At 38.9% G+C, this 15,250-nt stretch carries 13 protein-coding genes; 7 read left to right on the plus strand and 6 right to left on the minus strand.

The genetic code is table 11. The features are described 5' to 3' along the window. Positions 1–97: 97 nt before the first annotated feature. The 5 genes from FVA69_RS17410 to fis all read left to right on the plus strand — a co-directional run bounded on the left by FVA69_RS17410 (position 98) and on the right by fis (position 4,478). Positions 98–340, plus strand: coding sequence for a DUF997 family protein (locus FVA69_RS17410; protein WP_004908202.1), 243 nt, complete (start codon positions 98–100; stop codon positions 338–340). Next, complete coding sequence (gene panF, locus FVA69_RS17415; protein ID WP_004908200.1) at positions 330–1,790, plus strand: sodium/pantothenate symporter; 1,461 nt, start codon at positions 330–332, stop codon at positions 1,788–1,790. The genes FVA69_RS17410 and panF overlap by 11 nt, the downstream gene beginning before the upstream one ends. Positions 1,791–1,988: 198 nt before the next feature. Further along, positions 1,989–2,873, plus strand: a complete 885-nt coding sequence (gene prmA / locus FVA69_RS17420) for a 50S ribosomal protein L11 methyltransferase (protein WP_004908197.1) — start codon at positions 1,989–1,991, stop codon at positions 2,871–2,873. 317 nt (positions 2,874–3,190) lie between these two features. After that, positions 3,191–4,174 carry a tRNA dihydrouridine synthase DusB gene (gene dusB, locus FVA69_RS17425; protein ID WP_004908195.1) on the plus strand — a complete coding sequence of 328 codons (984 nt, stop codon included), beginning with the start codon at positions 3,191–3,193 and terminating at the stop codon, positions 4,172–4,174. Between the two features lie 7 nt (positions 4,175–4,181). After that, positions 4,182–4,478 carry a DNA-binding transcriptional regulator Fis gene (gene fis / locus FVA69_RS17430; RefSeq protein ID WP_004258438.1) on the plus strand — a complete coding sequence of 99 codons (297 nt, stop codon included), beginning with the start codon at positions 4,182–4,184 and terminating at the stop codon, positions 4,476–4,478. A gap of 64 nt (positions 4,479–4,542) precedes the next feature. On the opposite strand, the gene FVA69_RS17435 is transcribed toward fis, so the two are convergent. Further along, positions 4,543–6,093 (minus strand): methyl-accepting chemotaxis protein, encoded by a 1,551-nt coding sequence (locus FVA69_RS17435; RefSeq protein ID WP_004908190.1) that lies wholly within the window; start codon positions 6,091–6,093, stop codon positions 4,543–4,545. A 473-nt stretch (positions 6,094–6,566) separates the two neighbouring features. On the opposite strand from FVA69_RS17435, the gene FVA69_RS17440 reads away from it, so the two are divergent. Together FVA69_RS17440 and FVA69_RS17445 are read left to right on the plus strand one after the other, a co-directional pair. Next, entirely contained in the window at positions 6,567–8,702 is a 2,136-nt protein-coding gene (locus FVA69_RS17440; RefSeq protein WP_226537895.1) for a TonB-dependent receptor, read from the plus strand. A 20-nt stretch (positions 8,703–8,722) separates the two neighbouring features. Then, positions 8,723–9,700: an energy transducer TonB gene (locus tag FVA69_RS17445; protein WP_164529168.1), complete on the plus strand. Its 978-nt coding sequence runs from the start codon at positions 8,723–8,725 to the stop codon at positions 9,698–9,700. Positions 9,701–9,791: 91 nt separating this feature from the next. On the opposite strand, the gene FVA69_RS17450 is transcribed toward FVA69_RS17445, so the two are convergent. From FVA69_RS17450 to FVA69_RS17470, 5 genes are all read right to left on the minus strand, one after another. Then, the gene (locus tag FVA69_RS17450; RefSeq protein WP_004908187.1) at positions 9,792–11,039 is read right to left on the minus strand and encodes an aromatic amino acid transporter; all 1,248 of its coding nucleotides are present in this window, start codon (positions 11,037–11,039) and stop codon (positions 9,792–9,794) included. 63 nt (positions 11,040–11,102) lie between these two features. Continuing rightward, positions 11,103–12,506: a tryptophanase gene (locus tag FVA69_RS17455; protein WP_004908186.1), complete on the minus strand. Its 1,404-nt coding sequence runs from the start codon at positions 12,504–12,506 to the stop codon at positions 11,103–11,105. Positions 12,507–13,034: 528 nt separating this feature from the next. Continuing rightward, the gene (locus tag FVA69_RS17460) at positions 13,035–13,691 is read right to left on the minus strand and encodes a DUF799 domain-containing protein (protein ID WP_004908185.1); all 657 of its coding nucleotides are present in this window, start codon (positions 13,689–13,691) and stop codon (positions 13,035–13,037) included. Beyond that, complete coding sequence (locus tag FVA69_RS17465; RefSeq protein WP_004908184.1) at positions 13,688–14,041, minus strand: DUF4810 domain-containing protein; 354 nt, start codon at positions 14,039–14,041, stop codon at positions 13,688–13,690. Before FVA69_RS17465 ends, FVA69_RS17460 begins: the two co-directional genes overlap by 4 nt. A gap of 21 nt (positions 14,042–14,062) precedes the next feature. Beyond that, positions 14,063–14,725 carry a CsgG/HfaB family protein gene (locus tag FVA69_RS17470; RefSeq protein WP_164529169.1) on the minus strand — a complete coding sequence of 221 codons (663 nt, stop codon included), beginning with the start codon at positions 14,723–14,725 and terminating at the stop codon, positions 14,063–14,065. Positions 14,726–15,250: the final 525 nt, after the last annotated feature.

The following is a 15,250-nucleotide window of genomic DNA, read 5'->3' on the forward strand; positions in this document are numbered from 1 at the left end:
CTTTATTGCACTTTTCTTCTGCTATTTTTCACACTCAGCCCACGGATTATCGTACAATTGCTGATTATTTTTTTATGGGAATGAAGGGGAATAACGGGTGGATAAACGTTTTCTTCAATCAAATAAAGAAGCACGCTGGTCATTTTATTTGACTATCGCCTATCTAGTCGGCTGGGTTATTAGTGCCTACCTGCCGGACAATACACTTGGAGTTACAGGGCTACCACTGTGGTTTGAATGGTCTTGTCTCATCTTACCCATCATTTTTATTTTGCTCTGCATTATGATGGTTAAACTGATTTTTAAAGACATCTCTCTGGAGGAGAATGATGCAGATTGAAGTTCTCCTGCCTCTCGTCGGCTACCTAGCTCTCGTCTTTTTGCTATCCATTTATGCATATAAAAAACGAACAAAAGGCGAGTTTTTAAATGAATACTTTTTAGGTAATCGTTCAATGGGCGGCTTTGTCCTTGCGATGACCATTACCGCTACCTATATTAGTGCGAGTTCTTTTATTGGTGGGCCGGGAGCTGCCTATAAATATGGCCTAGGTTGGGTGCTATTGGCGATGATCCAACTACCTGCTATTTGGCTTTCTCTCGGCGTACTTGGTAAAAAATTTGCTATTTTGGCGCGTCGCTATAATGCCGTTACGCTCAACGATATGCTGTATGCACGCTACCAAAGCCGATTTTTAGTGTGGTTTGCCAGTGTTAGCCTGCTCATTGCCTTTTTTGGTGCCATGACAGTGCAATTTATTGGTGGTGCGCGCTTATTAGAAACAGCAGCAGGTATTCCATATACTTACGGGTTAATAATTTTTGGGGTTTCCATCGCACTCTACACCGCAATTGGTGGGTTTAGAGCTAGCGTATTAAATGACGCACTGCAAGGGCTAGTGATGCTATTAGGCACGGTGATCCTACTAGTGGCGATTATTTACCATGCCGGTGGTCTACCCTCTGCAATAGAAAAAATGCATAGCATAGACCCGAAATTGGTATCGCCTGAAGGTGCAGATGACATTTTAAGCGGGCCATTTTTAGCGTCATTTTGGGTTTTGGTCTGTTTTGGGGTGATAGGCTTACCTCACACCGCAGTACGTTGTATTTCATATAAAGACAGTAAAGCGGTTCACCGCGGCATTATTTTGGGAACTATCGTCATGGCAGTGCTGATGTTTGGTATGCACTTTGCAGGCGCTCTCGGTCGCGCAATTTTACCTGACCTCACGATCCCAGACCAAGTGATCCCGACCTTGATGGTACAAGTTCTGCCACCTTTCGCAGCAGGGATCTTCCTAGCGGCACCAATGGCTGCGATTATGTCGACGATCAACGCACAACTGCTGCAATCCTCAGCGACCATCGTAAAAGATATCTATCTGAACACTGTGCCAAAGCAAATCAAAAATGAAAAGCGTCTTGCGCGGATCTCTAGCCTTTCCACTTTGGTCTTAGGTGCGTTGCTTTTAGTTGCAGCATGGAACCCGCCTCAAATGATTATCTGGCTGAACTTACTGGCTTTTGGTGGTTTAGAAGCCGTTTTCTTGTGGCCATTAGTCCTCGGGCTCTATTGGGAAAAAGCCAATGGAACAGGTGCAATCAGTGGTATGGTCGTCGGTGGCGTCAGCTATGCCATATTGGCAAGTTTTAAAATTGAAATCATGGGCTTTCACGCTATCGTCCCATCACTGATTTTTAGTCTTATTGCCTTTTTTGTCGGTAATCTTTTTGGCAAAAATCCAGTACAATCACCAGCAAACGAACAGGTAACTAGCACTCACTGATTCCTATCTACTGATAGGTGAATTTGGCGTTACCTAATGTAAATGAACAAATGCAATGCTCTAGATAATTCGCGTCATAGATAGGCGGCAAACGAGCTAATCCCTAGGAGCATACACCAGTATGTGACTAGAGTTAGTGAGCGCAGCCAACAACGCTATGGCGTGAAGAATGACGAGCATTTTAGAAGAGAAAAAACAATGCCTTGGATACAAATAAGACTAAACTCAACTGCAAAAGATGCTGAAAACCTTGGCGATGAGTTAATCGAAACAGGGGCGGTATCCGTCACTTTTCAAGATAGCCATGACACACCCGTGTTTGAGCCACTTCCAGGGGAAACACGTCTTTGGGGTGATACCGATGTTATCGGGCTCTACGATGCAGAAACCGACATGAAACTTGTCGTCGCTCAACTAGAAAATAGTCCTCTACTGGGCACGGGTTTTATCCATAAAATCGAACAATTAGAAGACAAAGATTGGGAAAGAGAGTGGATGGATAATTTTCATCCAATGCGCTTTGGAGAACGTTTATGGATCTGCCCAAGCTGGCGTGATGTACCCGATCCAACAGCGGTTAATGTGATGTTAGATCCTGGTCTCGCCTTTGGTACTGGAACACATCCAACCACCTCATTATGTCTTCAATGGTTAGACGGCCTTGATCTCGAAGGTAAAACCGTGATCGACTTTGGTTGTGGATCCGGAATTTTAGCGATCGCTGCATTAAAATTAGGTGCCGCTCATGCGATTGGGATCGACATCGACCCCCAAGCTATCACCGCAAGCCGCGATAATGCGCAACGTAACGGTGTTTCAGAGCGTTTATCCCTATACTTACCGAAAGACCAACCTAATGACTTACAAGCCGATGTCGTGGTTGCTAACATCCTTGCTGGCCCATTACGTGAACTTGCCCCTATGATTAGTGTACTACCACGTCCGGGTGGGTTATTAGGTCTTTCTGGTGTACTCGCCAGTCAAGCTGAAAGTGTTGCGGATGCATACCGTTCAACTTTTGACATTGACCCTGTCGCTGAAAAAGAAGAATGGTGCCGGATTACGGGTGTCAAGCATTTTTAGTGATTTTTTTTATTAAAATCAGAGAATAATTTCTTTGAAAACAACGCCAGAATAGATTATCTTATAGCTCAAATATTGCTCAATAGCTGGCGATAATCTGTTCTGCACGAGATTTGAACAGCACAACAGTTATTTTAATAAATCGTTATGGAACCAACTTAACTATTTGTTAAATATAACTAATTTTATAATTGCAAACCTGCAAGATAAAAAAATTAGTGATAAATAACCGTTTGCTCAAAGTTTGTCCTTTCATATCTCGTAAAAAATGCGTAATATACGCGCCCTTGCAGTCACAGTATGGCCCCCATTTAGTTATGCGAATCGGACAATATCAGTTGAGAAACTGTCTTATTGCTGCCCCCATGGCAGGCATTACAGATAAACCGTTTAGGTCACTCTGTTATGACATGGGGGCTGGGATGACAGTATCAGAGATGCTTTCTTCTAATCCTCAAGTTTGGAAGACCGACAAATCTAGACTCAGAATGGTTCATCGCGATGAACTTGGGGTTCGTTCAGTGCAAATAGCTGGCAATGATCCCGATGAAATGGCTGCCGCGGCTCAAATCAACGTTGAGAGTGGCGCTCAAATCATCGATATCAACATGGGCTGTCCAGCTAAAAAAGTGAATCGTAAGCTTGCAGGCTCGGCACTGCTACGCTACCCAGAAATCGTGAAATCGATTCTTGAAGGTGTCGTCAAAGCAGTGGATGTGCCAGTTACCCTTAAGATCCGCACAGGCTGGTCACCTGAAGAGCGAAACTGCATAGAGATTGCCAAATTGGCCGAAGATTGCGGCATTCAAGCTCTCACTATTCATGGCAGAACTAGAGCCTGTCTGTTTAATGGGGAAGCTGAATATGACAATATTCGGGCAGTTAAGCAGACTGTTACCATTCCGGTTATTGCCAATGGCGACATTACTGACCCGCTAAAAGCCAGAGCTGTTTTAGACTACACAGGGGCGGATGCCTTGATGGTAGGCAGAGCGGCTCAGGGAAGACCCTGGATCTTCCGGGAAATCCAGCATTATCTGGACACAGGTGAAATATTGCCACCGATGCCTATGGCAGAGGTACAACGTATTATGCTAGCGCATGTACAGGAATTGCACGACTTCTATGGTCAAGGCAAAGGAGCCCGTATTGCGCGCAAACATGTTTCTTGGTACTTGAAAGAACATGCACCTGATGACCAGTTTCGGCGCTCATTCAACACCATTGAGGATGCCAGCGAACAGCTGGAGGTGTTGGAGGCATTTTTTGAAAATTTTTGCGTAAATAAAGATAAGAGCTGACAGAACTATGTTCGAACAACGCGTAAATTCTGACGTACTAACCGTTGCTACTGTAAATTCACAAGATCAAGTAACTCAAAAACCGTTACGTGACTCAGTCAAGCAAGCACTGAAGAACTATTTTGCTCAATTAAATAATCAAGATGTTAATGATTTATATGAGCTGGTATTGGCTGAAGTAGAACAGCCTTTGTTGGACATGGTTATGCAATATACCCGTGGAAACCAGACCCGTGCAGCCCTGATGATGGGTATCAACCGCGGCACTCTGCGTAAGAAACTGAAAAAATACGGCATGAACTAATCCTAGTCGGTTAATGCAGTATTTTTGTGAGCCCTCACTGTAATCCAGTGAGGGCTTTTTATTATCAAGCCGCAGATAGATTAAACTTCTGAACCGCTTGTTGTAGGTCTTGAGTTTGCTGTGCTAATGAGTTGGCTGCTGTAGCCACTTGCTCAACTAAAGAGGCATTTTGCTGTGTAACACCGTCCATCTGTGTAATAGCGACCCCAACTTGGGCGATCCCTTTGCTCTGCTCTTCTGAAGCTACGGTGATTTGCTCCATAATTGCTGTCACCTCATTAATTCCTTGTAAAATATGCTCCATCGTTTTGCCCATCTCGTTCACTAAACCAGTTCCTTTTTGTACACAAGTTCCTGAGTCTGCAATTAACCGTTCAATTTCCATCGCTGCTTCTGCACTGTGGCTCGCTAACTTACGCACCTCTGCAGCGACCACCATGAAACCGCGCCCATGCACACCTGCACGAGCCGCTTCGATAGAAGCATTGAGCGCTAAGATATTAGTTTGGAAACTGATATCGTTAATCATGTTGATGATATCTGCGATTTTTTGTGAACTTTGGGATATTTCACTCATAGTAACGACAACTGAATCAACAATGCTATTCCCTTTATTCGCGACCACGAACGCTTCACCGACTAGCTGATTAGCTTGAAGTGTGTTTTCCATATTCAGTTGAACTGCTGCTGTAATTTCCTCCATACTCGCTGCCGTCTCTTCTAACGCAGCGGCCTGCTCTTCGGTTCGAGATGAAAGGTCGCTATTACCGTTTGAAATTTCACTTGCCCCCAAATAAATATTGTCACTTCCTTGTCGGATTGTATTGACCGATTCACTTAAATCTTTTCTCATCCCTTCAAGTATTGGAAATAATTTTCCTACACAGCTATTTCCGAATGACTGTACAGGATGGCTTAAATCACCTTTTGCGATATCAATAAAATGCTGTCTCAGTAAACCTAGTGGTTTTTGCATCATTTCTGCCATATAGCGATCCGTAAAAATGAGCATGAAGATCCCTAATATTGCAGTGATGATCATAACCATTCGCGTAATATCCATCACGTTATCAACATGATTTCGAGCTTGGCTAATCAACTCTTCTGCTGTCTGGTTGAATTTTTGAATTGAAGAACCAAACGCTCGGCTCAATGCGGGAGTGATATTATGGGCGTGGGACAAATATTTATTGGTATCACTTTCCATACTAAGGGCTAATTGAGGCTTTACCCCATCATCAAGTAGTGCTTGCCAACTGCTAATTACCTGCTCTGCAATTTCAGGAGTCATTGGCCCTGGGGAAATCAATTTCATCTGCTCTAAATATTTTTCCATATTGGACATTGCCTCTCTGACGGGGCCATAGTCCACTGTTTTTCCTTCACCTTTACTTTCCATTACCCGGGTTAACCGTGTAACAAAACGGAAGTATTGGTCATTTCCCTGACTGATCACCGTCATTTGTTGTACTAATTGCCTATCAATATCGTTTCCATCAGCAATGCGTGATAGTGACCAACCACTATATACATTCGTTCCCCCCAAGATCAGACACAAAATACTTAACAATACGAAGACCACAGTGCGAATTGAGTAATTTCGAAGTTTCTGCATAGAATTTCTCTTTTGGTGGGATAATCTGACAATATTTAACTTTATCGGCGTTATAGGAAAATATTTTAACCGCTAGATTTGGTTGTTCTTTATCCTAAATAGGTAAAAATACTTATATTTCAAGGGGTTACTATTTGATTTTGGGAATCAGAGAAAATTAAAAATTTGAGATTAATGTGAGTAATTTGAAGTAGATCGCTAAATACAAGAATCCAACCTGAGTAAATGAACCATCTCGAATACTATTTTCATGTCTATCCTGACGTAAAAGCTACCATCCCCTCAGTAACATATACCCCCTAAGTCAACAATTTATTTCCACTTAAATCAAATAATTAGACATAGAATAAATTGGTTTAAATTAATTGATCTTGAAATTAATAATAATATAATAAGATTGATTATCATTTGCATTATCATTACAAAAAGGCAAACCGACTCCAATGAAAAACATTTCCTCCGTTGGAAACAATATGGTTAAATTTAAGCCAGATTTTATTTGTTTCATTATTTTATCAACACTTTCTTTTACAACTCATGCAGCCAATAAAGAGCTTAAATCATCGCAGCTTCAAGATGCTACCGATGCAATTGAGCTACAAGATAGTTATGCAAGGCCTGACTACGTTGAAATAGAACGTTTACGAGATACCAAGCAAATTATTGTTATTTCAAAAGAAGATATTCAAGGTAAAGGAAATCGCACAATCTCTGATGTGCTTAAATCCGTTCCTGGTATTAGTGTCGATACCTCTGGGCAAGGTAATATAGACTTGCGAGGACAAGGGGCTGAAACCTCACAACGTAACCTACAAGTATTACTTGATGGGGCTCCAATTACCACATTAGCAAATCACCCTTACACCACTAACTACGATATTATTCCCGTTGAACAACTTGAGCGTATTGAAATCATTCCCGGTGGTGGAAGCGTTATTTACGGCTCAGGGACTGCAGGTGGAGTCATTAATATCACGTCTAACCTGAGAAGTATGGCTAATCCCAAAACAAGTGTTTTATCTGAATGGAACTCAGAAGGATACCGTTTAAATGCTAATTTGGGAGCGCGGGTTAATGATAAATTTTCAATTTTAGGCACAGCCAGTAAACTAAATCGTGACCTTTACTATAAAGATACCTACCGTAATTCAGAATATTATTCATTAGGTGGAAGATGGGATCTCACTTCAGATCAAAGCCTGATGTTGCGAGGAAGCCATCTCACTGAAAGTTCCCAATACGTAAAAACGCTCACATCACGTAATATCAAAAAGTATGGTAAAGACTACGTTCCACCAGACAAAACCGTCACTGTCGGTATTGATGAAAATGGTAAGTTAATTAAAAAAACAATCAGCGGTTATTTGACTGGTGACCGCGAGGTCGATAGCTATAATTTAAGTTACCAAAATGCATTTACGGATAAACTCAATTTTGCTACTGATGTTTTCTACACTGATGGTTTTTATACTAATAATGCCAACTGGGAACAAAAAGTTAATCAAAAAAGCCACGGAACAAAAATCAAATTAGATATCGGCTATCTTGATGATAGTAACCTACTTTTGGGCATAGATTATTCCAAACAAAAGGCTTCTATTCATTATATTGGAAGCTATAAAAAGGACAGTAAAGGCCGATATTATGGGGTTCCTCATAATTTCGATTATGATAAAACCACAAAGGCAATTTATGTCCTTAACAGCCTGAAATCAGATCAATTTGTTTTTACTCAAGGGCTAAGACGTGAATTGGCTGAATGGTCATTTGATAAAAGCGGTACGGTAAATGGATCTGGTACTTCAGACCGTTGGAATACCGCTGCAGAACTTTCTCTTGCTTACCTTTATCGCGATACAGGTCGAGTTTATGGGCGATATGAACGAGGCTACACCCTTCCCGATGGCTTGCAAATCAGTGACCAATCGGTCGTTAATGGTGAAAAAATTTACACGCCGACTAAGGCAGAAGATGAGAAATATGACTTATTTGAGGTCGGCTTAAGAGACAAATTAGCGTTTAGTACTGTCAATGTCACGTTCTGGACATCCAATACAAATAATCAGTTAAATCGCATTTATCTCACTAGCGTCAATGATGCGAAGACAATGAATTTGTTAAAAACTCGCCGCTGGGGAGCCGATGTTGACTTCCAGCAAACGCTCGGTGATTTCACCTTCCAAGAATCATATTCATGGCTCAGAGGACGTTCTGATTATAACAACCATGGCCGCCAATTCTTGGAAGAAAACGGCAAAAACACCATTGATTACACGAAAAGTGGTTTAACTAAAGTGCCAGAGCACTCCGTTAAACTAAAAGTAAAATACGACTTTACTGAGGATTTATCAGGAGATATTCAGTACACCTATTATGGTTCGTACAATAACTTCCTTTCTGATGCCAATAAAGAAGAAGATGGCGTTGTTAAATCACGTGAGCTCATTGACCTGAGTGTTCGTTACACACCGATTGAACACATTGAATTATATGGTGGGGTCACTAACTTAATGAATAAAACTTACTACGACTATGTTACTGCAGGCTACGGCTCATTGATTCCTGGAAATGAGCGCTCATTCTTTGCAGGTATCAAAGCCACCTATTGATTTAAACAGGAAATGTTTCAGTGACTATAAACCCGTTTTTTCGTTATAAACTTGCTTTAGCACTGTCACTCGTTATCCATATCATTGCCATTATGTTTATCGCCCTACAAGCAGGTAGGGCGGTACCTATGGTCGAAGGTGAGGAAACGATAACGCTATCTCTAGGGGGACCAATGGGCTCCGCTGGGGGCTCAGGAGAGCAGAGTAGTAAGAGACAAGCGCAATTACAAGAAGTTATATCAGAATCCTCCTCGAAGGCTGAAGCTGCTTCGCAATTGAAGCAGCTTAGCAAGTCTCAACCTAATGAAAGTAAAATACCCTCAAAAACCCAACTTAAAAATTCATTAACTCCTGTTAATGTCCCCGTTGATAATACAATTGAATCACCTTTGCTCACACAGAAAACCAAAGTAAATATAAAACCGGAGATCAGTCAGCCCGTACAAGGAAAAAAACAAGAAAAACAAAGTAAATTACTGAACAATGACACTCGAAATAACACAGAAAATCAGCTTATTGCCAATAAAATAAGCCATGAAACACAGCAAGACTCACTAGAAACAGCTAAAGAAACACCATCCAATTCAGCGGCTAAAAATCATTCTTCCACCACCTCATCAACTTCAGAAAGTAGTCAAGGTGGTAAAGGGAATAATATATTATCGGGTAATAACCAATTCGCTGCTAATGGTGATGGAAGTTATACCGCACTCGGTTCGAGTGGTATTTCCTATACAATTTTACAGGATGCGACCCCTAAGTATCCAAAAGAGGCTCGCTCCTTAGGCTATACAAAAGTGGTTAAAATACAAATTCGGTTATTAGTTGGATTAGATGGCCAAGTTGAATCCGTTGAAATATTAAACAACAAGATCCCTGATTTAGGTTTTAAAGAAGAAGCGGTGAAAGCGATTAAAAAAATGACCTTTAAACCCATTATTTATCAAGGACAAAATATTAAAATGTACTTTAAAAAAACGGTCATATTTCAATACTAGCTTACAGTCAGCCATATTGTTGGACAGAAAAAAGGTACAGCGAACCCTCACTGTACCTTTGCAGTTATTTTACAGCTTGTATTTTGAAAAATTAACGGTATATCGGTAACAAATTAAACTGCGCTAACAATTGGCAAATAATACCAAAGACACCAAAAGCGATTACGGCATAGATTAACCCCTTTCCGCCCCACACTTTAAATTTAGATTCAGGAAAACGCTCTCTTACCTTTAATGCCATAACTGCAGGGCAAATAATCGCCCATATACATGCCGCCATACCTGCATAAGCTATTGCGATCAAAAAACCATTTGGGAATAACATGCAAAGAATAAGAGGAGGCAAGAAACATAATAATGCAGATTTCATTCTACCTGATGGGTTATCTTTAAAATTTAGCGAAGCAAGAATGTAATCAAATAACCCAATTGCGACACCTAAGAATGAACAGAATACAGCACTAATAGAAAACCACAGTAAGAATGTCGCAATATTTTTGCTATTCAGCACTGCATATAATGATTCAATAAATGCGTCTAAATTACCGCCTTTATTAATAATTGTTAAAAACTCTGCCCGTGGTAGATTTCCCATTGTCCCCATGATCCAAAGAAAATAGAGAACCAGTGCTAATACACAACCGATAACACAACTCTTAACAACCTTTCTTTCATTCTCATGATAAAGCTTATATAGACTACAAACATTCCCATGATAACCAAAAGAAGTAATTGCATAGGGGATAATAATAAAGACAAAAGGTAGCAATGCTGTTTGTCCGCCCTCAACCGGTGAAGTTAATAACAAATCTGTTTTTACAATAAAAAATAACCCAGAGAAAGCCAAAATAAATAAAACTATTTTAATAAATAAAAATAATGATGTTAAACGGCTTGCTCCAACACCACTCCACCAAATACTCGCACCTAATATTAATGTAAAGATAATAAATATTAACCTTAAGTTGATGTTGTATCCATAAATGGCGGCGGCTTCTTTAATCACTGAACCTGCGGCTGATATATAGGCATATATTAATATGTAGAGTACAAATATTAATGCCATATTAGCTATATAGCATGCCCATTTTGGTAATAATTCTTTAGATATGAAAAAGTAATTCGTTCCTGATCCATATTTCGATATACATTCTAAAATATAAATCCCTGAATGAAACATAAAAAAGCAAACAACTAACAAGATAACTACAGAGTTAATAAACCAAGCTCCAGCCATAATAGTGGGCAAACTAAACATACCCGCCCCTATCATGGCACCGCCTAGCACAAAACCCCCTACCATTATGGAGGGTTCTTTTTTGGCTGCCGAATTATTCATGGTGTTTACCTTAAGAATAAGGATGAGGTTCCCGCATTGCACGGGAACCATAAGAACGACCTATTATTTAATTGGTTTTAATCTTGCAGTAAAGTGCCTTAATACTGGTGGTTCATATTCGAAATCAAGACCTTTCAGAGTTGCGAATTTATCTTTTAACCCAATGAGAGCATCTGCAATGTAATCCATATGGTCATTGGTATATACGCGTCTCGCAATAGTTAATCGCATAAATTCCATGTCTGCATGTTTTTGTTTGCCCGTTTCAGGATCACGGCCTAATAAGAATGAACCAATTTCAACCGCACGAACACCAGACTCCAAATAAAGTGCGTTTATAACAGCTTGCGCAGGGAATTGGTCACCTGGAATATGTGGAACCAGTTTTTTACAGTCGACGAATACTGCGTGCCCGCCTGTAGGATATTGAATTGAAATACCACCTTCGCGTAAGCGGTCGCCTAAGTATTTAACTTGCCCTATACGATAATGCAGATATTCTTCACCAGCCCCTTCTTCAAGACCCTGTACCATTGCGGCCATATCACGACCCGCTAAGCCACCATAGGTCACGAAACCCTCCATTGGAACACAGCGTTGTCTTGCCAGTGTGAAGATTTTTTCGTCATTTTTAATACAAACCAACCCGCCGATATTTAATAGTGGGTCTTTTTTCGCTGACATCGTTAATGCATCAGCATACTTGTACATATCAAGAATAATTTCTTTAATTGTCGAATTTTTATATTTAGGATCACGCTCTTTAATAAAATACGCATTTTCACAAAAACGAGCCGAGTCCATGACAACAAAGATATTATGTTGTTTAGCAATCTCATAAACTTCTTTCAAATTCGCCATTGATACTGGCTGACCGCCCGCACTATTACAAGTTACAGTAGATACAATTGCAACAACGTTTTCTGCACCATGCTCAGCAATATTATCTTTTAATTTTTGGATATCAAAATTGCCTTTCCAATCATCATAAGTATCCGAGTCATAGGCTTTTTCGGTAACAATATTAATTGCCTTACAACCGTTTAATTCAACGTGTGCTGCTGTTGTATCAAAGTGGAAATTAGAAATAAATACCGGTTTTTTAGCACCGCCTTGTTCCTGTTTTACTTTCAATAAAACAGGGAATAACATATTTTCAGCACCGCGACCTTGGTGAGCAGGAATGACATAATCATAGTCAAACATCTCTTTCACTTTATCTTTTAAATCATAATAGTTACGAGATCCTGCGTACGCTTCATCACCAGTAATCATTGCTGCCCACTGGTGGTCACTCATCGCATTAGTACCTGAGTCAGTTAATAAATCAATATAAACCGCACTGCTTGGTAGTAAAAATGGGTTATATCCTGCTTCTTTTAACGCCGCTTCGCGTTCTTCTCTTGATGGAATACGGATATTTTCTACCATTTTAATACGGAATGGTTCTACGATTCTTTTAGCCATGATAATACCTTTAATTTTTCATTAAATAATAGAGATTTAACCCATAGTGAAATAAGTTAAAAAAACTTTAAGAAAGGAAAATAGAAAGGTTATTTATTTGGGAAAAAGAAGGCTAAAGAGATATCAATATTGAACCATTTCTTCATATAGAAGAAATACCTTGAAATAAGAGATTCGTTTAACAAGAACATACTATGACTCCTATCAACGAGGAATTAGTACAACCGACAACTATTATATATATAACAGTTGTATTACTAAAGTAATCGCTATTGTCATAATATTGTACCTCTATCACATTATTAGTAAGAGAGGCTGGAACAACTTGACTCAAGTCACAGTCTTAATTTATTTATTAAATAAGAGTTTAATTTTATTAAGTTTAGTTTAACTACATTAGTAAAAAATACATATACTTAATATAACAACATAATTAAATACATTAATTTAACTTAAATAAAAGATAACTTAAATAAAATGGGTAAAATAGTTTTATCCTATTTTACCCATTATTCAAATAATTAATAATTACTGAGCATCTTTACCGTATTTAGGTGATCTAGGCCCATATAAGATACCATTAGGCTTACCAGCAGATAATAACCTAACACTTGTTATACCTGCAATTGCATAGCTTTTATCTGTCATTGTATCTACGATTTGGTTAACAACAGCAGACACTAACGCCCCAATAATACCATTTGACGAGGAATTATTTTCAGCACTCGATGCAGTTGCGGAGCCACTCCATAGTAACGCCCCTGTTCTAGCATCAACCAATTTTGCATCCGCTGTAACGCGAGTATCACTGGAAATAACCTGATAACTTGTTCCGTATTCAGTGATATTCAAATAAAGTACCGCATCATTACCAAAAATTTCACGTAATTTTGCTGGAGGAACAGCCTGAATATCACCCGCATTTGTCATCCCGTTTTGCTTAAAAGTTTCCTCAACAACAGCAACAGGGAACACATAATAACCCGCCTCAGCTAAAGGAAAGGTCGCTTGTGATAATAAACCATGACTTGCCTGTATCTCTGGTGAACTATTTTGTGGTAATAGCACCAGAATACTTTTTGGTTTACTTTGATTAAATGCCGTGTAATCAACTTTAGTTGGCTGAGCACATCCCGTTAATAACCATGTCATCACCAATCCGCAGACTATAAGTAAATGTTTCATTTTACTTTTCCTTTATTTTTCATGAGAAAATCCATGTAAGCCGCAGATTCTGGATACAATGCTTTTTCTGCAGTGAATTCTTGCATTGCAAGATCAACCGCTCCGGTTGTTGAATACAATAACCCTAAATGTGCATGTAACCCTGGCGGAGTTGCCAAACCTTTTGCTTTGCTCATTTCCAAATTCTTTTTCAAAGCTTGAATTTGTTCTTGGGGGCTAGTTTCTGTTTGTTGATAATATTGGTAAACCGTTGTTTGATAACCATCCCAGTTATATAATGGTTTTGGTTCATTGGCACAGCCATTTAATAAAATCGCACCGGCCATAACAGCCAATAATTTAATTTTCATCGTATTTCCTTATTTAGCTGGCTACCATGCACCGCTTTCAATACCCGAAACTAAGTTATTTACAGCTTCCCTAATGGCTAAATCTAATACTTTTCCATTCAATGTTGAGTCATAACTAGCGGTACCACCAAAACCAATCACTTCCCTATTTGATAATTCATATTCACCAGCACCTTGTGAAGAAAATACCACTTCAGATGTTTGAACATTAACAACGTTTAAATTGACTTTGGCATATGCTACTTGTGATTTACCACGACCTAAAATACCGAATAACTGGCGATCCCCAACTTCTTTTCGCCCAAATTCAGTAACATCACCAGTAATCACATAAGTTGCACCTTTTAACTGTTGAGACTGACCATTAATGCCAGCTTCTTCTTTAAGCTCTTGCATATTTGCACGGTCTAATACATTAAAACGACCTGTTTGCTGTAAATGTGTCATCAAAATGGTTTTAGATTGATTACCTAAACGATCTACACCATCAGAGAAAATACCATTCATATAACTAGAACGATTATCGAATTTCCCTATTGATATTGGGCTTTTTGGACCTGAATATTGAGTATTATATGTCGCAACTTTTTCTACAGCTAAAGAGCGAGAAGATTCTTTAGCGCAACCACTTAATAATGCACTTGCAATAAAAATAGATGCAATACTGATTTTGGATATATTCATTTAGCTATCTCAATTAAAATAAAATTAGAATTAGAATTAGAATTAATTTTTGCACTGTTATTTTGCATTAAATGAAGAATAGGATCTAGTCAATACTACCTATTTTTTACCTTATGTTTAGCTTAATTTTCAATTACGATAATATTCATAAAGTCACTAAGGTTTACTAAAATAAAATCAACCGTTTGATTAAACATGGATAAATTTAAAAAAATAATTTAATTAGTAATCTTTAGTGATGATATCGAATATCACCCTCTATAGATAATAATATATATTATTATCTATATTTCTTTTATTTTATTTGTTTTTTTCTGATTAAAGGTAATATTTCCATATAATTAATTAGAATTGATTAATTTTTATCTATTTTTCAATCTACCATTGAAAGGCCCTCTTACTCATCTTAACTCGAAAATTTTTACCGCAAGCTATCCCCATCTCCGCATTAAATCAACCTTTTAAGTAACCAATATAAAAAAGGATAGAGTTTCCCCTATCCTTCTTGAATGAGAACACGCTAAA

The sequence above is a fragment of the Providencia sp. PROV004 genome, assembly GCF_011045615.1.
Classification (GTDB): domain Bacteria; phylum Pseudomonadota; class Gammaproteobacteria; order Enterobacterales; family Enterobacteriaceae; genus Providencia; species Providencia rettgeri.